The organism is Pectobacterium sp. CHL-2024, from assembly GCF_044751765.1.
Classification (GTDB): Bacteria; Pseudomonadota; Gammaproteobacteria; order Enterobacterales; family Enterobacteriaceae; genus Pectobacterium; species Pectobacterium brasiliense.
Genome location: NZ_JBIXKO010000008.1, coordinates 153,386 through 171,728 on the forward strand (window position 1 = coordinate 153,386; position 18,343 = coordinate 171,728).

The window sequence follows — 18,343 nt, forward strand, 5'->3', positions numbered from 1 at the left end:
AAGGCGAACGGGTATCAAAAATCAGATGTGACTGCGCGTAAAATCACCAGCTTACGGATTCATTCAGTGCGGTAGCAAAGCCCGCAACTGAAGCCCCGTTCGCCGCCGCGTTGTACTCTGACATTTTTCGCTCTATATCAAGTAGCTCATTGTCTGCGATCACAAACGCATCGGTACGCACGGGGATCGCCTGATTTTTTTCATCAAGCAATTGATATTGAGGCTGGGCGGTAAAATTTTTGCGATCCTGAAGGGTTTGTAACGGCGGTAGCTTGAATGACACCGATGCCACTTTTTCCGTGTTAAAGGTCGCAATAAAGGTTGAAGGGAAATAGGTCGCTGGCGCACCGGTCTGGGCATCGACAGTATCGACGACTTTGAACAGAATCTGGTGTTGTCCACTGCCAAGTTCGAGGCTATCGGCACCTTTCAGCAACGAGCCTGACATCTTTTGCCCGTCAACCATAAGGAGATCGATTTTCTGATCTAATTTCAACGTTGTTGCCGCCATTGCAGAGGTATTTAAACCTGCAATAACAAGGCAGACAGTGATGAAGCCGAATTTCATAATTTTCCCAGATGGAACGTAATCCGAGTATTGTTGAGGAATTGTCTGAATGTGTCAAAGGTTTCAATTTGAAACAGGCTGTTATGGCATTTTTCGCGCTATAGGGCGCAGATGGAGGTGGTCTTAAGCCATTTCATGCTATTCGTAGAATGTGCGATACACTGTAATCAATCACGCAAGAGAGGTTGAATAGCATGAATGACAGAGAGATTGAGTCTGTACTGAAAACGGTAAAAACCATTGCGGTAGTGGGGGCCAGCGATAATCCATCCCGTCCGAGCTATGGCGTGATGGCATATTTGCTTAAGCAGGGCTACGACGTTATTCCCGTTAGCCCCAAACTGGCCGGTCAGACACTTTTAGGTCAAAAAGCGTATGCCAGCTTAGAGGATATTCCTAAACCAGTTGATATGGTCGATGTTTTTCGCCAGCCGGAAGCGGCCTATGAGATTGCCAAAGAAGCCATCGCCATTGGCGCTACCGTTCTGTGGCTACAGATTGGTGTCATTAATGAGCAAGCCGCAATTTTGGCTCACGATGCCGGGCTGACAGTCGTAATGGATCGCTGTCCGAAAATTGAAATCCCGCGGCTGGGGTTGGAGAAATAAGTTGCAGATAGGCGATGCTGAATATCACAACATCGCCAATGCCTGCCTTTGGTCATCAGCATCTACTGTTAGTGAAAAACTAATGGCGCAGCTGTGGCGCGCGGCGTTGAATGACCTCGGCTAATTCGTTTAGCGAAGGGTGGTCATGCTCAGAAAGTTCTTCCTTCATCAGCTGCGCTTCTGCCAGATAAGTATGAATCGGTTGGCCTTCGTCATCTTCCATCACAACGTGGTACCACGGTTCGGAGCGCGGTGTGTCATTGCCGCTAATTTCTTCCCAGGTGGGCGTGTCTAATGAGTATTCGGGATCGATATCAATCACAACCCCTGGAAATCCCAGTTGTCTATGACGAATCTGTTGTCCGATACCAAATTTACAGATGATCATATCACCCCCCTGGAAATAGATTACACTTTCTACTCGTTGCGGATGGCGTGAAGGAAAATGACCGCATCCGATAACGCCTTTTAGCGTACAGCGTTTTTCAAGTCATGTGTTCGTTGATGAATCGCTGGCTGAACACATTATTAACAGTATGGTGTAAATTTTTAGAAGATACAGGTCTGCTAATGAAATGTTGTGTGGTTGCAGGGTAGGAAAGGGGGGAAGAAGATGGCAAAGATAGCGACGGTCGCCTATGTCTATGGTGTGGTTCAGGGCGTTGGATTTCGTTACAGCACGCAGCATCAGGCTAGGCAGCTTGGGCTCAATGGATATGCACGCAATTGTGATGATGGCAGCGTAGAGGTGGTAGCAAGCGGTGAACCTCATGCGGTAGAGGCGTTGATTGAGTGGCTGAAGCAAGGAGGCCCACGAAGCGCCAGAGTGGATAAGGTGCTTATTGAGCCACATGGCAAGACGGACTATGAAGGGTTTACGATCCGCTATTGAACCTGGGTGACGCTAGATGCATTTCACCGGTTTGGGTAAGCCGGCGATTTTAGTTGCCTGCTTGGCTGGCCCTTTTGGGAACAGTTTGTACAGGTAGCGGCTATTTCCTTTCTCCTCACCATACTTTTGCGCCATCGCCTTAACCAACATGCGTATCGCGGGTGACGTATTGAACTCCTGATAAAAATTCCGCACAAACCGGACGACTTCCCAATGCGGTTCAGTCAACACAATGCCTTCCTGTTCCGCTAACACGGGAGCCAATGCTTCACTCCATGCGGTGCTGTCCATCAGGTAACCCTGTGTGTCAGTTGCGATTGTCCGCCCTTCAAACTCCAACATCTTCTCTCCGACTGCGATAGTTCAGCCCGCAGTTTACCAAATTTTTCTATCTGCACCGGAATAAAAAAAGCCCCAGATGGGGCTTTCTTGGTGCGGCGATAGATGTGGCTTAGTCGTTACGCATGATGCCCAGAATGCTCAACAGGCTAACGAAGATATTGTATATCGCGACATACAGGCTAACTGTCGCCCGGATGTAGTTGGTTTCGCCACCGTGGATGATGTTACTGGTCTCCCACAGGATGGCACCCGCAGAGAACAGAATAAACAGGGCGCTGATTGCCAGATGCAGAGCCGGAATCTGCAAGAACAGATTGGCGATAACGGCAACAACCAGGACAACAAATCCAGCCATCATCATGCCTGACAGGAAGGACATATCCTTACGTGTCGTTAAGACATAAGCTGAACAGCAGAAGAACACCACCGCCGTGCCGCCGAGGGCCAGCATGACAATGTCGCCTGCGCCGGTGGAAATCAGCGAGCTTAAAATTGGGCCCAGCGTATAGCCCATGAATCCGGTCAGTGCGAACGCGGCCAGAATGCCTGCAGGGCTGTTAGCCAGCTTGTGCGTCAGGAACATCAGACCATAAAACCCAACCAGCATCAGAATTAAGCCAGGGGCAGGCAGGTTGAGTACGGTGCTTGCCGTGGCGGTAACGGCTGAAAAACCCAGTGTCAGCGACAGCAGGAAATAGGTGTTGCGCAGCACTTTGTGCGTGCTGAGTAGCGAGCTTTCACGGGTAGAAGAAACAACAATACGATCCATATCAGCGACTCTCTCTTCAGGGTGCTATTATCCAATGTCAAAGAGTAAATAGTTTCATGACGTTATTAAAGATGGTTTACCCTTCTTTACGCTGAAATTTTTCATTTTTCTGCCAGCGCTTGTGTTTTGTTCGGCAAGTGGTGTGATACCGGAGATAAATTGCACTATTTTATCTGCTGCGTGACGGTTTTGCGTCCAATTGCACTGCGTTAGGCTATTTTTCAGGCGATTGAGCGCTGTGATGCTTTACAAGATCTCACACACTGTTTATAGTTCGCGTCATTGCGGAGGAGTGGCCGAGTGGTTGAAGGCACCGGTCTTGAAAACCGGCGACGCGAAAGTGTTCTAGAGTTCGAATCTCTACTCCTCCGCCACAAAATTCAACGGGTTAGCTTAGGCTAGCCCGTTTTCGTTTCTGCTATCAAATCCCAGAATCGTTTTTACCTTATGGCACTGATGTGGCGATTGTCCGTAACAACTTCTGCGCTGAGCATGTTGAAACATGTAGTGAAGACACGAAGCGAGTTTTTCCCATCACCTATTCATTCAGAAATGAATACTAACGATTGGTAAAAAATAAATAAGCATCGCGTTATTCATTATTAATAAATAGATAATTATTGCTCAATAATAACAATACAAATACCGGTGTTATTTATTGCTTACATATTCTGTTCGGCCTTGCGTACATTAAATAAAACGCTGAACATGGAAAACATGTATGTGACTGAAAACGATAGGTTGATGTATTGATTACAGATTAAATCAGGAAATCATCCTGAGTTTTATAAACAACCAGATCGAGCAATGTGCGATATTTTTCCTGAAAAGCGGCATTGGCCTCTGTTTCAATCTTGTGGACTAATTTAGCGATGATGGCCTTGTTACTGACGGAATGGCCAGATTGAATGATCTCTTCCACAATGTTGCCAAGCATTTCCATATCGCTGATCTGAGAGTCAAGACTGAGAACATCAGATATCGGGAGCTCGTTTGGGGGTACCTCTGAATGCATTGTTTTTCCTCCCTTTAGCGCTTTCTGACAGGGTGAATGCACGTCTTGCCAGACGGCACGAACGCGCTATCCGCCAGACATGAAGAAATGGTTACTTAACTTTAGTCGATCATACGCATAAAACCAGTTGATAAGATAAATAAACACAGCGTTACTCGCAATGCTTCCAAACGTGAAAGGATGACGGGGATCAATGGTCAGGCGGATAAATATGAATTGTTCGTTTCCCACCAATATTATGTCTGAAATAATTATGCGAGATACATAACTTCAATAAGTTAAACATAACGAGAGGAAAGGAGGCAGGGAAAAACATTAACTGAACATAAAGACTATTAATGCATTTTGATTACGACCTATAAGATTTTGATCTGTACAAGAAGATGACATTTTTCTGTGATACATGCTGTTTATCAATAAATGTCTTTTTGTCAAAAATTGTCCGTTTACCCAAAAAGTGTCTCTTTATCAAAAATATCTTTTTATCAAAAGAGAGCTGTAGTTTACCTGGAGCGTTGGCATGCAAAAGATCAGAGCAAAAGCAGTTTGTCTTTTCCGCAATAATGGCAAAATTCTGTTAGCCGAAGGGCATGACCCGATAAAAGATGAGCACTATGTGTTGCCGCTCGGTGGAGGCATCGATTTTGGCGAACTGTCGCAGGCCGCGGCGGAGAGGGAAGTTCAGGAGGAAATCAGTGCGGCGACCAAGGACTTTTCGCTGTTGGGCGTTTCAGAGAATATTTTCTCCTACAATGGCAAGCCGGGTCATGAGATTGTCTTTGTTTATGAGGCCCGATTTCAGGATGAGTCTCTTTATCAACAAGATATCATTCATGGGATAGAGACAAACGGTGTTCCGATCGTGACTCGCTGGTTTGATATTGATTTGCTGCGTTCAGGGGAAATCAAGTTTTATCCTCATGGTATAGTGGACATGATCTAGTCGGAATTGACTGGTGGGGATGATGGCATGCCGTTGATCCGTGATGATAATCCGTGCCGATGTTAAGCGTCGAAATAAGGAAAAAAAGATGCAGGTTTTGATAGTGATTGATATGCAAAATGCGGTGTTTTCAACGCCAAGAGCGCGACAAGCGCAGACGGTCGCATTGATAAACCAGCTTTCAGATGCAGCAGATCGGACGATTTTTATTCAGCATGAAGAAGACGGCATGCTGTCTGGCAGCGATGGGTGGCAGCTATTACCTGAACTGCATCAGCCAGAGGGGAGTCTGTTTATCACCAAAACGGCGTGCGATGCATTTTACCGCACGTCGTTAGCCGATGTGCTGGCTGAGTTGGGTGTTAACCACCTTACGATTTGCGGGTGTGCGACAGACTATTGCGTTGATGCAACCATTAAGAATGCAGCCAGCCGAGGCTATGCGCTGACGATTGCAGCTGATGCGCATACGACGGCGAATCGCGGCGAACTGAAAGCCGAACAGCTCGTCACGCATTACAACGACGTGTGGCGGAATTTTATTATTCCGGGCAACACGATTACGGTAGAAACCACGGAGCACATCGTTGCTTCATGGAAGATGAGTCGTTAGTTCCATGCTGAATATTATTTCTGTCAGAAATCGCCCCGAATACAAAGAGCAGGCGATCCAGTACTTCCAACGCCACTGGGCATCAGATGAGACGCTGATGCTTTACGAAGACTGTATCAGCCACTGTATTGATGCGGAAAACCCATTGCCAGATTGGTATCTGCTGGAGAAGGATGGGCAAATTATCGGCGGTGCAGGGTTAATTACCAATGATTTCATCAGCCGCATGGATCTTTATCCCTGGCTGTGCGCGCTTTACGTTGAAGAGAACCATCGTGGCAAAGGTTATGCGGGGCGGTTGATTGAGCATCTTGCTCAGGAAGCTCGCCGTGCTGGTTTTTCTGCATTGCATTTATGCACCGAGCTACTCGGTTTTTATGAACGGTATGGATTTCACTTTACCGGAATGGGCTATCACCCCTGGGGTGAATCGTCACGTATCTATTCACGATCGCTTTAGATGAAAACCACAGGTGAGCTAACGGCTTACTTTGTGCGCCGATTGGGTTAAAAGTTGCAGGCAACATGCGTAAAAGTGAACGGGATCATATTTTGCTGACGAGGGGCAGACTACGCTTCTTACTGACTGACAGGTAATCAGTTATCCACGTAGGGGAGAGGTGATTATGTACACGAGCATTCTGGTGCCAGTAGATATAGAAGAAGATGAACTCACCAAACACGCGCTTACGCATGCAGTCAGGTTGGCCAAAATGTCGGGTGCCGCAATCCACCTCTTTCATTCCCTCCCAGATGCGTCGGCGTTTTTGTCTGCTTATTCTTTTGGCATAAAAGAGTTGGAGAATGAGGTGGTGGTGAAAGCGAATGACAAGCTGAAATCACTGATGAAAACGATCGACCTTCCTGCCTCGCGTTTGTCATGTAGCGTCAGTTTTGGCTCGGCCAGAGACGAAGTATTAGCGCTGGCGGAAGAGATTAATGCAGATTTAATCGTCATTGGTTCGCGGCGACCGAATGTGAAAACCTACCTACTTGGTTCAAATGCCGCAGCAATCGTTCGCCATGCGAAAATGTCAGTCTTAGTTGTCCGCTAGTTTGTGCATAACCTTGCTGCCTCGTCTGAGGTTGTTGACGGGGCAGCAAGCTTACGGTGAGGCCGCTTTAAAAAATGGAGAACAGCAGGACAACGGGAAAGCTCAACGGCCAGGTTAGCCCGACTATCAACGAAGCAAAAAATCGGATGAGCAGGGATTTGTCTTTACTTAACAAGAACGTCACGATCAGGGAAACGACAAAGCCGATCATGTAGGTCAGTTTAATGAGTTCCCATGGGGAATGATGTGGCACGTTTGTTTCCTTTTATCCTCGCAGCACCTGCATTTTATGTTGTTAATATTTTACGATCAATTTTTTAACTCTTAATGGGTAGTTGAGTGACATTGTTCTGCGGTACGTATCTTGTACCGCAGTTATTATCCTCTGGTTAAAATGAGACCCTTGGTATGAAAACAACGCTGGCTGTTGCGATGGTATGTGTTGTGGCCCTGCTTTCTATTTCTACGCCTAGTATGGCGAAAAATGTCCGAATTTCTGATGAGCAGATCAAAGAACAGGTCATTCAGGAATCGATTTCGTCTTATTCTGGTAACTGTCCTTGCCCTTATAATTCAGCACGTAATGGCAGCAGGTGCGGTAAACGTAGCGCATGGAGTCGGGCAGGAGGATATTCGCCCATCTGTTACAAAGACGAAGTGACTCGGAAAATGATTGACGATTGGAGAATGAAAAACGGAAATAGATAGTATTCGGCAGGGAAATAAAAATAGCGAAATAATAATCTCTTTGCTAAGAGTCTGATTACGCTTTTTCTGTGACAGAAATATTAAATTTTTATTTCAGTATGGACATTGCTTGCAGGCTGTCATAGCTTACTATTTTACCCCATGAGAAAGGTAATAAAATGAGTGAGATATCTAGTCTGTCCCTGAAGATTTCCTCAGAGCTGAAAGAAAAAATCAAAGCGGCTGCCCTGGAAAACGAAGTATCTATCAGTGCAGAAGTCAGCGCCCGATTATTGAGAAGCTTTGATGAAAGCCACCAGACCTCTGAGTTGTCCTCTGAATTAGTGGACAGTCAGGGTACAGAAGAAGTCGGAGCAGAAGCGCCGTTGACGCAGAAAGAGCTAAAGAAAGTTCGGGAATTGCTGAAAGGTAAATCCAAAGCGGCTTCCAAGAAAAAGTAATGCTGAAATGTGATGTTGAATCTCTGATTGATTCAAGAAGTAAATAATAAAATTAAATCACCCAGAGGTCTTGATAAAAAGACCTCTGGGTGCGTTTCTTTGCTCAAAGCATCCTGCCTGTAATGCGGCTAGTATAGAAAGTGAAAGTCACTTGAAAGTATACTATTGCAACTTATTCATCTAATCCCATATATACCCACTCTCCACGATCGCCATAATATAAATTCAGATTGTGTTTATTTAATTTTATAATGAATTGTTACCTTTTGTTTTTGAGGTTATTGTTACATCCTAAATGCAATATTTATCCTCCCTGAAAAACACATATCTTATAAATAGATAGATTATAAAAAAATGATCGATTTAATAGATATTAATGTCATAAGTTAGAAAATATAAAGATTATCTACAAAAGGCCGATACCACCTTCGGCGTAAAGAAGGCGTGTTCTGGTTTTTTATTCACCCTTATCGCTGCTATTTAACCCTAATTTTAGTGGCGGTAATGCTCCTGGGTTTTATCGAGCATATGGGAATGTAAAAAATCAGCTATGGACGAGAGTGTGCGGCGAAAGATGAGGGGTAAAGGATGACTTTTTCCACTGCCAGTATGGGCAGATGTCTTGTACCGAGCGCCGTATCTGGCTAGACCCATTCGACCGGGCTGTGATGGATGTGGGTTGATGAGCATGTCTATCTGCATATTGTTTATGTTTCTCACCAGGGCATATAAATAATCTGTCCAGAGATGTGTATTTTTTGTTATGAAAAAGAGTATTGGAGCTATCTGTATTTATTAAATAAATATTAATTTTTTAATTATATATTTTTATACAGATAGAGAAAATTAATTAAGGAGATGTTAATGAGTTTGTCCAACTGGCGTATAGGATATCGATTAGGGGCGGGATTTTCTTTTCTGGTATTAATGCTTTTGGTAATTGGCAGCGTTGCAATTTCAAAGCTAAGTGATTTTCACGAAAAAATGGATGAGATTGTTTCGCAAAACTATCCACTCACCGTCAAAAGTAACAAGCTCATTGATGAGCTGAACGGTTACCTCAATAATCAGCAGCTGCTGCTACTCCTTAAATCAGAAAGTGAAATCAATAAACAGTTGGCGCTGAACAAAGAGCGTTCAGGGAAAATATCTGAACTCATGGAGTACCTGAACCAGTCGGTAAGTGACGATAAATCTGTTGCGGTACTGCGTGATATTAGCGATATCCGACGTGATTTCCTTGGTTCAGCGAACAAACTCTCTGCACTGGTCTCAGCAGGGAACACCGACGCGGCTGCCGAAGAGTACTTCAATGTCACGCGTGTTACCCAGGCGAAATACACCAGTAAAGTCAACGAATTCATCGATATACAGGATGATAAAATGTCATCCTCAGCGCAAGAAGTAGGGGACAGCTATAAAAATGCGCTGATGGTCCTCGCTACGATCATTATCATCAGTGCGCTGGCTGGATTAATTATTGCTTCATTGATTACCCGTAGCGTTACTCAGCCGCTACAGGAAGCGCTGGGTGTGGCCGAAAATGTCGCGAAAGGCGATCTGACCTCTGAAATTTATACCGATCGTAAAGATGAAACCGGCCAGCTGTTATCCGCCTTGAATAATATGAACAGCAGCTTAAGGCAGATTGTCAGCCAGGTGCGCGATGGGGCAGAAACGATCTCTAGTGCCGCATCGCAAATTGCTGCGGGGAACCAGGATTTATCTGCCCGAACGGAAGAACAGGCAAGCTCGCTGGAAGAAACGGCGTCATCAATGGAACAATTGACGTCGACAATAAGAAATACCGCCGATAACACGACGCAGGCGACAGATCTTGCGGCTAGCGCGTCTGAAACCGTGAAAAAAAGCGGCGCCATGATGGAAACAGTAACGCAGGAAATGCGTGGTATTCGTGATTCGTCACAGCGTATGGCGGAAATTATCGGCGTGATTGATGGCATTGCATTCCAAACTAACATTCTGGCGCTGAATGCGGCCGTCGAAGCGGCACGTGCCGGTGAACAGGGCAGAGGGTTTGCTGTTGTCGCCAGTGAGGTACGTGCGCTGGCTCAGCGAAGCGCTACGGCGGCAAAAGAAATCAAAGAACTTATCGATGACTCGTTCAAGAAAGTGCAGGACGGCATGGGGCTGGTAGAAGAAACCGGCATCACGATGAACTCACTGGTGACGAATGTGCAGGGCGTAACGGGAATCATCAGCGAAATTGCGCAGGCCAGCCGTGAGCAAAGTGATGGGATAAACCAGATCAATCTGGCCGTTGGGCAGATTGATACGACAACCCAGCAAAACGCTGCGCTGGTTGAAGAATCTGCCGCCGCTGCGCTCTCTTTGCAGGATCAAGCCAATAGCCTCGCGCGTACGGTCAGCGTATTCAATCTTGGTGCATCGTACAAAAGTGCGACATTAAATAGAAAAGCAGAAACGCCTGCGCTGGCTGCCCCTAAAAATGGCCGTACAGAAAAAACAGCAGCCAAAGGTGAGTTAGCGGATTGGACCACGTTCTAACGTTTTGTCGTTAAACGGTATTGCTGATTGACCGCCATTGTGTGCACTTGTTGTGTAACACAATGGCGGTTTTTTATTGCCGTGTTGGGCAATGATGACAGGACGGAAATCAGCTTTTAGCGATAGTTTGCTTAGGATGATTCATATACCACCGAACAACATCAATGAGCAGGAAGATGAGCAGGCTGATCCCCATGACGGGCAAGCTCACTGCCAGCAGCAGCGTAATAAGCGCAATTAACACACGCTGAAAGAGCGGAACCCTTAACAATGCCGCAGTCAGTGTGTTGATCGGATTAGCGTCATGGCGAGATTTTGGCCGACGTATCCACCACATCCGATAGCCCCACACAATCATCGTACAGAGCCCAAGACCAAATGCCGCGAGGATGAGTTGGTTTGGCAAACCGAATAACACGCCCATATGTGCATCCACTCCCCAGCGGGTGAGCTTGGCGGCAAGCGGGAAGGTGTTGAAATCAGTTTTGTCGATAATCTCCAGCGTATCTGGGTTAACCGACACGGCATCAACCTGCGTTGGCCAGGAACGATCGATCTCACTGACGGTCCAGGCACGGTGCGGCTTGGTGGCAGGGCGAATTTCGATTTTATTGGCATCAATCCCAGCATTGCGCGCGGCAGCCAGCACTTCATCAAATAACGCAGGTGAAGCGGCTTCGACATTCTCCATTGGCATCGACACATGGTGCTCTGCATGTTCATCTGTAGTCATCGCCATATCGTGACCGTGCATCATGTCGTGATGAGACATCGGTGTGGGCAACTGTGTGTTCACCGATGGGGTCTGCCACCCTAGTGCGGTACGCGCGACAGAAATATTGCTTCCCGCCCATTGCGACCAGGTTAACCCCGTTACGGAGAAAAAGAGCAAACCAAGCACAAGGGTCAGCCCCATCGTGGCGTGCCAGTGGCGCAGACGCTGCGTCTTGGCTGTTGTCGTCTTGCTATTCTTCAATTTCCGTCGTTTGGTCGCTGACGACAGATGTCGGGTTGACCACCAGATAACAACGCCGCCCAGTGCTGCGACCCACAGCCAGGATGCTGCCAGCTCGCTGTAATTACGCCCGACATCGCCTAACAGCAGCCCGCGGTGCAGGTAATCAAGCCAGGTGCGGAATGGCAGAATGCCGCTGGTGCCGTAAACAATCTCACTGCCACGATTTTCCAGCGAAACCGGATCGATGAAAACGGCGCGGCTTTCCGATGGCCCCAATTCCGGTAAGGCAAACATGACGCGGGTGGTTTCTCCGGCTACCGGTGCAGGGCGGATCGCAAGCAGTTTTGCATCCTGACGGTGAGCGAGCCCCGCCTGTGCCGCATGGATTTGCTCAGACAGAGAATGTGGCGTGCCCTGACTCTCGGTGAAAAGTTGGTGTGAATACAGCTGGTTTTCAATCTGCGGTGTCAGGACATACAGCGTCCCTGTCAGAGCGGCGACAAAAATAAAAGGACCGACAAAAATACCGATATAGAAATGAAGCCGGATGAACAGGGCAACGATCGCTGCACGTGGCGATACGTTATCCATCGCGTGTTTATCCGACGCCGTTTCTCCGGCTGGGCGTGAGCCGGAGGCGGCAGCAGTGGCTGATGCCTGATTAGGGTGTGACATAGACCCCTCTGAAATCACTTAGCAAAAAATGATCAAACGCCACACCTGAAAGGGTATAGCGCGATGCGTTATAAATGCACATGAGCATGATGATGCGTGATTCAGAAAGGTGGGGCGCGGACTACAGGAGAAGCATAACGCTCAGGAAGGACAATGCGGGAAATAAAATGAATAACCAGCGCTTCCGATAAAGACGCAGTCAGTATGGGATTGGGAGTGCCTGTTGCGAACAGCGCCGGCGTATACGAAAAGAGTACGCAGTAACCGCAAGCAGCATGGTCCATCATCATGGATGGCGATGAGGGAGAATGGTGTGATTGCGCCGCGTGATGCCCGGACATCTGATGTCCGGTATGATTATGATTATGATTATGATTATGATTATGATTATGGTGCGGTTCGGCTATACTGCCGCTGTGGCCGGTGGACGCGGTTGTATCATGCGCGTAGGCCGTATGTGCAGTAGTACTAGTATGTGCAGTCGAGCTATGCGTGTTTGTACCATTTTCATGAGCATGGGCCCCATGAAGCACCAGTGTTTGTGAAATCACCGGGGCAATGAAGATGGTCAAAATAGCGAAGATGCCGACCCAGGCTGGGAAACTTCGCCGTCGTAGTGCGGACAAAAGCATAGCAGTCTTAATTCAACAATACCGGGTTCAGCCAAGGAGTGTACTTTACTTGTCCCTGCATTGTTACACAAATGTTTATACCCGGCATACTGCCAGTGCCATGTGAAGTGTTGTTGCTATCCGGCCGATTTCTATCAATGACACGTTAGGAAATTGCACGGGCGTAAACGGAATAATCCTACGCCCGCGCAGGGCGATATTCGCTATAGTCCGTGGCTGTTTTCCATTTTGACAACCCGGTTTATCATGCTTTAGCGTTCTCGTTGTTTAAACGCTGACCTATTATGATGAACAATATCTTTATCAAGTTGTCGGAAAGCTAACTTATCCATTAATATGGATTTTAGTTGATTGAAGCACACGAACAGGGGGAGCTGTGCTGGATAATAAATTTGGGTTTAAACAGCGGGTTGCTAGCCTTCGCTGGCTGTCCGCCGCCGTTATGCTGTCAGTAAGCGCAGTGCCAGCTTGGGCATTCTCTATTGATGATGTAGCACAGCAAGCCGAAAAGCTGGCTGAAAAGGGTTTTGAAGCGCCGAAAAGTAATCTTCCTGCGCAATTCCGTGATATGAAATTTGCGGACTACCAGCAAATTCGTTTCAATAACGACAAATCATACTGGAATAATGTACAGACGCCTTTCAAACTCCAGTTTTACCATCAGGGCATGTATTTCGATACCCCGGTGAAAATTAATGAAGTGACGGCGACAACGGTTGATGAGATTAAATACTCTCCTGAGTATTTTGATTTTGGCTCCGTCAATCACGATCCTGAAACGGTTAAAAATCTCGGCTTTGCTGGTTTTAAAGTTCTCTATCCGATCAATAAAGCCGATAAGAACGATGAAATTGTCAGTATGCTGGGTGCCAGCTATTTCCGTGTGGTCGGTAAAGGCCAGATTTATGGCTTATCTGCCCGTGGTTTGGCGATCGATACGGCGTTGCCTTCTGGTGAAGAATTCCCGCGTTTCCGTGAGTTCTGGATTGAACGCCCAAAACCAAATGATAAACACTTGGTGATTTATGCGCTGTTGGATTCGCCACGTGCTGCAGGGGCTTACCGTTTTACCGTTTATCCGGGGCGTGACAGCGTTGTAGACGTTCAGGCTAAAGTGTTCATGCGTGACAAAGTGGGCAAGCTGGGTATCGCTCCGCTGACCAGTATGTATCTGTTTGGGCCGAACCAACCGTCGCCGACGCTGAATTACCGTCCTGCACTGAACGATTCTAACGGTCTGTCAATTCATGCCGGTAATGGCGAATGGATTTGGCGTCCGCTGAATAATCCTAAGCACCTGTCTGTGAGCACTTATGCGGTGGAAAATCCGAAAGGGTTTGGTCTGCTGCAGCGTGGCCGTGATTTCGCCGCCTACGAAGATCTTGATGACCGTTACGATCTGCGTCCAAGTGGCTGGGTTGAGCCAAAAGGCGAGTGGGGCAAAGGAAAAGTTGAGCTGGTTGAAATCCCTACCGCAGATGAAACCAACGACAATATCGTTGCCTTCTGGACACCGGATGTGTTGCCAGAAACGGGCAAACCGCTGGATATTAAATATCGTCTGCACTTTACGCGCGACGAAGATCAACTGCATTCCCCGAACATTGCCTATGTTCAACAGACTCGCCGTTCTGCCGGTGATGTTAAACAATCTAACCTGATCCGCCAGCCTGACGGCACGATCGCTTATATTGTGGATTTTGTTGGACCGAATTTAAAAGAGTTGGATGAGAGCACTCCGGTCGCTTCTCAGGTCAGCATTGGCGACAACGGCGAGATTGTAGAAAATAATGTTCGCTATAACCCGGTAACTCATGGCTGGCGTCTGACGCTGCGTTTGCGTGTGAAGGATGCGAAACAGCCGACCGAAATGAGAGCTGCGTTGGTTAATGGCGAGACGACATTGACTGAAACCTGGAGCAATCAGCTGCCTGCTAATGAATAAGTCAACTTCTTCTCTCGATTATATTGAGAAACTACCTCTGCCTGCTCCGCAGGCAGAGGTTCTTCGCGAAAAATTACCGCAAGCGGCCTGGAACGATCAGGCCGTTTTGCATCAGGCGTTGTCTGAAGGCAGCCAGTCTGAAGGCAGCCAGGTCAATGTTCAGGCAGAAGACGATGCTGCGCTGCATTCCGTGCAGGCTCGTCTTGAAATGGCCTGGGCTGATGGTCTGGACAACGGTAAGCAGCTCGGCACAGACAGGGAAGGGCGGACGGCGTTAAAAGCTATGCCTGTTATTACCCGCGCCTCGATGTTCCCTGATGTCTGGCGGACGAACCCACTGATTCGCTGGTGGGAAAGTCTGCTGGGCCGTACCGTGCCGCCTCGTCCTCATTACAGCCCGGAAGAGAAAATTTCCGAAAACCGCTGGCGTCTGGTAGGGACAATCCGTCGCTATATACTGCTGGTGTTGACGCTGTTCCAGACGGCGATCGCCACCTGGTACATGAAAACTATCCTTCCTTATCAGGGGTGGGCGCTGATCGATCCGTTTGAAATGGCGGGTCAGCCGTGGACGCGCTCGGTGATGCAACTGCTGCCTTATGTGTTGCAAAGCGGCATACTCGTTCTGTTCGCTGTGCTGTTCTGTTGGGTGTCGGCCGGGTTCTGGACCGCGCTGATGGGGTTCCTGCAACTGCTGATTGGTCGAGATAAATACAGTATCTCTTCCACGACAGTGGGTAACGAGGCGCTGAATCCCGAGCATCGCACGGCGTTAATCATGCCGATTTGTAACGAAGACGTAGAACGCGTGTTTGCGGGATTACGTGCGACGTATGAATCGGTTGAAGCGACGGGCAATCTTGAGCATTTTGATATTTACGTCCTGAGCGACAGTAACGATCCCGATATCTGCGTAGCAGAGCAAAAAGCCTGGATGGAGCTGTGTCGTGATGTTGGTGGAGCAGGGCGTATCTTCTATCGTCGCCGTCGCCGTCGTGTCAAACGTAAGAGCGGTAATATCGATGATTTCTGCCGCCGTTGGGGTAACCAGTACAGCTACATGGTGATTCTGGATGCCGATAGCGTGATGAGCGGTGAATGTCTGACGTCTCTGGTCAGACTGATGGAAGCAAATCCGAACGCCGGTATCATCCAGTCCTCGCCGAAAGCATCGGGCATGGATACGCTATATGCACGCTGCCAGCAGTTTGCAACGCGTGTCTATGGGCCGCTGTTCACTGCGGGCCTGCATTTTTGGCAACTGGGTGAGTCGCACTATTGGGGACATAACGCCATTATCCGCGTTAAACCGTTCATCGAGCACTGTGCTTTGGCACCGCTGCCGGGTGAGGGATCGTTCGCTGGTGCGATTCTGTCTCACGACTTCGTTGAAGCTGCGCTGATGCGCCGTGCTGGATGGGGCGTATGGATTGCATACGACCTACCGGGAAGCTATGAAGAGCTGCCGCCTAACCTGTTGGATGAACTGAAACGTGACCGCCGCTGGTGCCATGGTAACCTGATGAATTTCCGATTGTTCCTGGTTAAAGGCATGCATCCGGTTCACCGTGCCGTTTTCCTTACCGGTGTGATGTCTTATCTGTCTGCACCGCTGTGGTTTATGTTCCTGGTGCTCTCTACAGCCTTACAGGTTGTGCATACGCTGATGGAACCACAGTACTTCTTGCAGCCTCGGCAGCTGTTCCCCGTCTGGCCACAGTGGCGGCCGGAACTGGCTATCGCGCTCTTCTCGACGACATTGGTCTTGCTGTTCTTGCCAAAACTGTTGAGTGTGATTCTGGTGTGGGCGAAAGGGGCAAAAGAGTACGGCGGCGCTGTCCGGGTATTCCTTTCTCTGCTGCTGGAAATGCTGTTCTCGGTTCTGCTGGCACCGGTTCGAATGCTGTTCCACACGGTATTTGTTGTCAGTGCGTTTCTCGGCTGGTCGGTACAGTGGAATTCTCCACAGCGTGACGACGATGCGACCCCGTGGAGTGAGGCGTTTGTGCGCCACGGTTCTCAGTTGATTCTGGGTCTGGTCTGGGCGATTGGCATGGCATGGCTGGATCTGCGCTTCCTGTGGTGGCTGGCTCCGATTGTCTTCTCGCTGATTTTGTCGCCGTTCGTTTCGGTTTATTCGAGCCGCGCGTCATTGGGGCTGGGTTGTAAGCGTGCCAAGCTGTTGATGATACCGGAAGAGTTTAATCCGCCGCGTGAACTAGTCGCTACGGATGAATATTGCCGGTTGAACCACCAGCGTAGACTCGATAATGGATTTATGCAGGCTGTCTTTGATCCGTCAATTAACGCCCTTGCCAGTGCAATGGCGACGGCGCGCCATCGCTTCAGCCGAGCGATTGAAGACGTACGTGAGCAGAATGTGCGTGATGCCTTGAATCGCAAGCCGGAAGAGGTGAGCAATAATCAGCGCCTGGCGTTGCTTAGCGATCCTGTAACGATCTCGCGCCTGCACTACCATGTGTGGCAAAAGCCGGAAACGTATGCTGCATGGGTTGAGTCTTACCAGAAACTTCCCGCACCTCATATCAAAAGCTAACTGCTTGTGGTGTAGAAAGTTAGTGGTGTGAAAGATAAAGCAACGGCAATCAATGCCGTTGCTTTTTTTCGTCTGTCATAAGGTATCGCAGCTCCGAAACTACAGGAGTGCATTCGTTAATAAAGGGACGGTTCGCCTTCTGGGCGCGTTTTAAAACGGCGATGCAGCCACATGTATTGATCCAGTGCGAGCAGAATGTTCCGTTCAACCACGTTGTTCATCCAAGCGGCAGTCGCAGTTTCATTATCTACAGGTGCATCCTGTTCCGCTGGCTGGATCAGTAGTTCATAGCCTTTGCCGTCAGGCAGTCGGCGAGGCACAAAAGGGATGACTGCCGGGCGTGCCGTTTTTATCAGCATGTAACTACCGCGGGTTGTCGCTGCTTTCTCTACGGCAAACAGAGGAGCGAATACGCTGCTGCGTGGGCCATAATCATGGTCTGGGGCATACCAGATAATGTCGCCCTGCTTGAGAGCGCGAATCATGCCCTTCAGATCTTTTCGGTCCAGCATGGATTTATTAGACCGCATTCTTCCCCACGTCTGTAACCAGTCAATCAGCTTGTTATCATTCGGACGATAGACGCCGATCCCCGGATTGTACATGCCAAAAACTCGCGCACCGAGTTCCAATGTTAAAAAATGCAGCCCGATGAGCAGTACCCCTTGCTTCCGTTCGTTCTCAGGAAGGATGTGTTCAACGCCTGTCACCGTAAACCAGCGCTCGATACGCCAATTCGGCCAAAACCAGGCCATGCCTGTTTCAACTACGCCCATGCCGACAGATTCGAAATTCTTCCTGACTAACACATCACGTTCAGCCTGTGGCATGTCGGGGAAACACAGTTCAAGGTTGCGGGCGGCGATCTTGACGCGCTTTGGCAGCAGACGCATAGCCAGATAGCCGAGAGCGGTACCGATACGATAAATAACGGGGTAGGGAAGCAAAACGATAAGGTACAGGATGCCGATGCCCAACCAGGTGAGCCAATAGCGCGGATGTAGCAATGAACGATTAAAAGAAGGGATTTGTGTCATGGCCTCAGTATCAATGTTTTGGTGCTGGTCAGCACGCGAACCGTTAAAAAACGAGTT

Annotated in this window: 20 protein-coding genes and 1 tRNA gene; 12 read left to right on the forward strand and 9 right to left on the reverse strand. The window is 48.4% G+C overall.

Annotated features, from left to right (window positions below; translation table 11 throughout):
- Positions 1 to 43: 43 nt before the first annotated feature.
- Positions 44 to 568, reverse strand: coding sequence for a DUF2057 family protein (locus ACIPUG_RS13890; RefSeq protein ID WP_014915867.1), 525 nt, complete (start codon positions 566 to 568; stop codon positions 44 to 46).
- Between the two features lie 194 nt (positions 569 to 762).
- On the opposite strand from ACIPUG_RS13890, the gene ACIPUG_RS13895 reads away from it, so the two are divergent.
- Entirely contained in the window at positions 763 to 1,176 is a 414-nt protein-coding gene (locus tag ACIPUG_RS13895) for a CoA-binding protein (protein WP_014915866.1), read from the forward strand.
- A gap of 79 nt (positions 1,177 to 1,255) precedes the next feature.
- Here ACIPUG_RS13895 and hspQ read toward each other — a convergent pair whose 3' ends face one another.
- Positions 1,256 to 1,564 carry a heat shock protein HspQ gene (hspQ, locus tag ACIPUG_RS13900; RefSeq protein WP_039275664.1) on the reverse strand — a complete coding sequence of 103 codons (309 nt, stop codon included), beginning with the start codon at positions 1,562 to 1,564 and terminating at the stop codon, positions 1,256 to 1,258.
- Positions 1,565 to 1,789: 225 nt separating this feature from the next.
- Here hspQ and yccX point away from each other — a divergent pair, with 225 nt between their 5' ends.
- A complete protein-coding gene (yccX, locus tag ACIPUG_RS13905; protein ID WP_039464715.1) occupies positions 1,790 to 2,068 on the forward strand; it encodes an acylphosphatase in 279 nt (92 codons plus the stop codon).
- 12 nt (positions 2,069 to 2,080) lie between these two features.
- Here yccX and tusE read toward each other — a convergent pair whose 3' ends face one another.
- Both tusE and yccA read right to left on the reverse strand, forming a co-directional pair.
- Complete coding sequence (gene tusE, locus ACIPUG_RS13910) at positions 2,081 to 2,410, reverse strand: sulfurtransferase TusE (RefSeq protein WP_400338808.1); 330 nt, start codon at positions 2,408 to 2,410, stop codon at positions 2,081 to 2,083.
- A gap of 109 nt (positions 2,411 to 2,519) precedes the next feature.
- Positions 2,520 to 3,179, reverse strand: coding sequence for an FtsH protease modulator YccA (gene yccA / locus ACIPUG_RS13915; protein WP_010276064.1), 660 nt, complete (start codon positions 3,177 to 3,179; stop codon positions 2,520 to 2,522).
- Between the two features lie 286 nt (positions 3,180 to 3,465).
- On the opposite strand from yccA, the gene ACIPUG_RS13920 reads away from it, so the two are divergent.
- A tRNA-Ser gene (locus ACIPUG_RS13920) sits at positions 3,466 to 3,553 on the forward strand.
- 386 nt (positions 3,554 to 3,939) lie between these two features.
- Here the strand turns inward: ACIPUG_RS13920 and ACIPUG_RS13925 are convergent.
- The gene (locus ACIPUG_RS13925; RefSeq protein WP_039553833.1) at positions 3,940 to 4,194 is read right to left on the reverse strand and encodes a biofilm/acid-resistance regulator YmgB/AriR; all 255 of its coding nucleotides are present in this window, start codon (positions 4,192 to 4,194) and stop codon (positions 3,940 to 3,942) included.
- A 520-nt stretch (positions 4,195 to 4,714) separates the two neighbouring features.
- Between ACIPUG_RS13925 and ACIPUG_RS13930 the strand changes: the two genes are divergently transcribed.
- The 4 genes from ACIPUG_RS13930 to ACIPUG_RS13945 all read left to right on the forward strand — a co-directional run bounded on the left by ACIPUG_RS13930 (position 4,715) and on the right by ACIPUG_RS13945 (position 6,805).
- Positions 4,715 to 5,137, forward strand: coding sequence for an NUDIX hydrolase (locus tag ACIPUG_RS13930; protein WP_014915861.1), 423 nt, complete (start codon positions 4,715 to 4,717; stop codon positions 5,135 to 5,137).
- 88 nt (positions 5,138 to 5,225) lie between these two features.
- Positions 5,226 to 5,750 carry an isochorismatase family protein gene (locus ACIPUG_RS13935; RefSeq protein ID WP_014915860.1) on the forward strand — a complete coding sequence of 175 codons (525 nt, stop codon included), beginning with the start codon at positions 5,226 to 5,228 and terminating at the stop codon, positions 5,748 to 5,750.
- A 4-nt stretch (positions 5,751 to 5,754) separates the two neighbouring features.
- The gene (locus ACIPUG_RS13940; protein WP_180773597.1) at positions 5,755 to 6,210 is read left to right on the forward strand and encodes a GNAT family N-acetyltransferase; all 456 of its coding nucleotides are present in this window, start codon (positions 5,755 to 5,757) and stop codon (positions 6,208 to 6,210) included.
- A gap of 166 nt (positions 6,211 to 6,376) precedes the next feature.
- Positions 6,377 to 6,805 carry a universal stress protein gene (locus ACIPUG_RS13945; RefSeq protein ID WP_400338811.1) on the forward strand — a complete coding sequence of 143 codons (429 nt, stop codon included), beginning with the start codon at positions 6,377 to 6,379 and terminating at the stop codon, positions 6,803 to 6,805.
- 67 nt (positions 6,806 to 6,872) lie between these two features.
- Here ACIPUG_RS13945 and ACIPUG_RS13950 read toward each other — a convergent pair whose 3' ends face one another.
- A complete protein-coding gene (locus tag ACIPUG_RS13950; protein ID WP_039275654.1) occupies positions 6,873 to 7,058 on the reverse strand; it encodes a GhoT/OrtT family toxin in 186 nt (61 codons plus the stop codon).
- A gap of 155 nt (positions 7,059 to 7,213) precedes the next feature.
- Between ACIPUG_RS13950 and ACIPUG_RS13955 the strand changes: the two genes are divergently transcribed.
- From ACIPUG_RS13955 to ACIPUG_RS13965, 3 genes are all read left to right on the forward strand, one after another.
- Positions 7,214 to 7,513, forward strand: a complete 300-nt coding sequence (locus tag ACIPUG_RS13955; protein WP_072036249.1) for a hypothetical protein — start codon at positions 7,214 to 7,216, stop codon at positions 7,511 to 7,513.
- Between the two features lie 158 nt (positions 7,514 to 7,671).
- The gene (locus ACIPUG_RS13960) at positions 7,672 to 7,953 is read left to right on the forward strand and encodes a hypothetical protein (protein ID WP_039528633.1); all 282 of its coding nucleotides are present in this window, start codon (positions 7,672 to 7,674) and stop codon (positions 7,951 to 7,953) included.
- A gap of 864 nt (positions 7,954 to 8,817) precedes the next feature.
- Positions 8,818 to 10,482: a methyl-accepting chemotaxis protein gene (locus ACIPUG_RS13965; protein ID WP_039548628.1), complete on the forward strand. Its 1,665-nt coding sequence runs from the start codon at positions 8,818 to 8,820 to the stop codon at positions 10,480 to 10,482.
- A 109-nt stretch (positions 10,483 to 10,591) separates the two neighbouring features.
- Here ACIPUG_RS13965 and ACIPUG_RS13970 read toward each other — a convergent pair whose 3' ends face one another.
- Entirely contained in the window at positions 10,592 to 12,115 is a 1,524-nt protein-coding gene (locus ACIPUG_RS13970; RefSeq protein WP_400338815.1) for a PepSY-associated TM helix domain-containing protein, read from the reverse strand.
- A 101-nt stretch (positions 12,116 to 12,216) separates the two neighbouring features.
- Positions 12,217 to 12,747 (reverse strand): DUF2946 domain-containing protein, encoded by a 531-nt coding sequence (locus ACIPUG_RS13975; RefSeq protein ID WP_400338817.1) that lies wholly within the window; start codon positions 12,745 to 12,747, stop codon positions 12,217 to 12,219.
- 442 nt (positions 12,748 to 13,189) lie between these two features.
- Between ACIPUG_RS13975 and ACIPUG_RS13980 the strand changes: the two genes are divergently transcribed.
- Together ACIPUG_RS13980 and mdoH are read left to right on the forward strand one after the other, a co-directional pair.
- A complete protein-coding gene (locus ACIPUG_RS13980; RefSeq protein ID WP_117584322.1) occupies positions 13,190 to 14,692 on the forward strand; it encodes a glucan biosynthesis protein G in 1,503 nt (500 codons plus the stop codon).
- Positions 14,685 to 17,249, forward strand: coding sequence for a glucans biosynthesis glucosyltransferase MdoH (gene mdoH, locus ACIPUG_RS13985; protein ID WP_039528622.1), 2,565 nt, complete (start codon positions 14,685 to 14,687; stop codon positions 17,247 to 17,249). The genes ACIPUG_RS13980 and mdoH overlap by 8 nt, the downstream gene beginning before the upstream one ends.
- A 116-nt stretch (positions 17,250 to 17,365) precedes the next feature.
- Here the strand turns inward: mdoH and ACIPUG_RS13990 are convergent, their stop codons facing one another.
- Complete coding sequence (locus tag ACIPUG_RS13990; RefSeq protein WP_180788307.1) at positions 17,366 to 18,286, reverse strand: Kdo(2)-lipid IV(A) acyltransferase; 921 nt, start codon at positions 18,284 to 18,286, stop codon at positions 17,366 to 17,368.
- Between the last annotated feature and the right edge of the window lie 57 nt (positions 18,287 to 18,343).

What these genes read in the sequence shown, in the direction of transcription:
- ACIPUG_RS13890 (WP_014915867.1), bottom strand. Translation starts at nt 568, where the DNA reads ATGAAATTCGGCTTCATCACTGTCTGCCTTGTTATTGCAGGTTTAAAT.
- ACIPUG_RS13895 (WP_014915866.1), top strand. Translation starts at nt 763, where the DNA reads ATGAATGACAGAGAGATTGAGTCTGTACTGAAAACGGTAAAAACCATT.
- hspQ (WP_039275664.1), bottom strand. Translation starts at nt 1,564, where the DNA reads ATGATCATCTGTAAATTTGGTATCGGACAACAGATTCGTCATAGACAA.
- yccX (WP_039464715.1), top strand. Translation starts at nt 1,790, where the DNA reads ATGGCAAAGATAGCGACGGTCGCCTATGTCTATGGTGTGGTTCAGGGC.
- tusE (WP_400338808.1), bottom strand. Translation starts at nt 2,410, where the DNA reads ATGTTGGAGTTTGAAGGGCGGACAATCGCAACTGACACACAGGGTTAC.
- yccA (WP_010276064.1), bottom strand. Translation starts at nt 3,179, where the DNA reads ATGGATCGTATTGTTGTTTCTTCTACCCGTGAAAGCTCGCTACTCAGC.
- ACIPUG_RS13925 (WP_039553833.1), bottom strand. Translation starts at nt 4,194, where the DNA reads ATGCATTCAGAGGTACCCCCAAACGAGCTCCCGATATCTGATGTTCTC.
- ACIPUG_RS13930 (WP_014915861.1), top strand. Translation starts at nt 4,715, where the DNA reads ATGCAAAAGATCAGAGCAAAAGCAGTTTGTCTTTTCCGCAATAATGGC.
- ACIPUG_RS13935 (WP_014915860.1), top strand. Translation starts at nt 5,226, where the DNA reads ATGCAGGTTTTGATAGTGATTGATATGCAAAATGCGGTGTTTTCAACG.
- ACIPUG_RS13940 (WP_180773597.1), top strand. Translation starts at nt 5,755, where the DNA reads ATGCTGAATATTATTTCTGTCAGAAATCGCCCCGAATACAAAGAGCAG.
- ACIPUG_RS13945 (WP_400338811.1), top strand. Translation starts at nt 6,377, where the DNA reads ATGTACACGAGCATTCTGGTGCCAGTAGATATAGAAGAAGATGAACTC.
- ACIPUG_RS13955 (WP_072036249.1), top strand. Translation starts at nt 7,214, where the DNA reads ATGAAAACAACGCTGGCTGTTGCGATGGTATGTGTTGTGGCCCTGCTT.
- ACIPUG_RS13960 (WP_039528633.1), top strand. Translation starts at nt 7,672, where the DNA reads ATGAGTGAGATATCTAGTCTGTCCCTGAAGATTTCCTCAGAGCTGAAA.
- ACIPUG_RS13965 (WP_039548628.1), top strand. Translation starts at nt 8,818, where the DNA reads ATGAGTTTGTCCAACTGGCGTATAGGATATCGATTAGGGGCGGGATTT.
- ACIPUG_RS13970 (WP_400338815.1), bottom strand. Translation starts at nt 12,115, where the DNA reads ATGTCACACCCTAATCAGGCATCAGCCACTGCTGCCGCCTCCGGCTCA.
- ACIPUG_RS13975 (WP_400338817.1), bottom strand. Translation starts at nt 12,747, where the DNA reads ATGCTTTTGTCCGCACTACGACGGCGAAGTTTCCCAGCCTGGGTCGGC.
- ACIPUG_RS13980 (WP_117584322.1), top strand. Translation starts at nt 13,190, where the DNA reads ATGCTGTCAGTAAGCGCAGTGCCAGCTTGGGCATTCTCTATTGATGAT.
- mdoH (WP_039528622.1), top strand. Translation starts at nt 14,685, where the DNA reads ATGAATAAGTCAACTTCTTCTCTCGATTATATTGAGAAACTACCTCTG.
- ACIPUG_RS13990 (WP_180788307.1), bottom strand. Translation starts at nt 18,286, where the DNA reads ATGACACAAATCCCTTCTTTTAATCGTTCATTGCTACATCCGCGCTAT.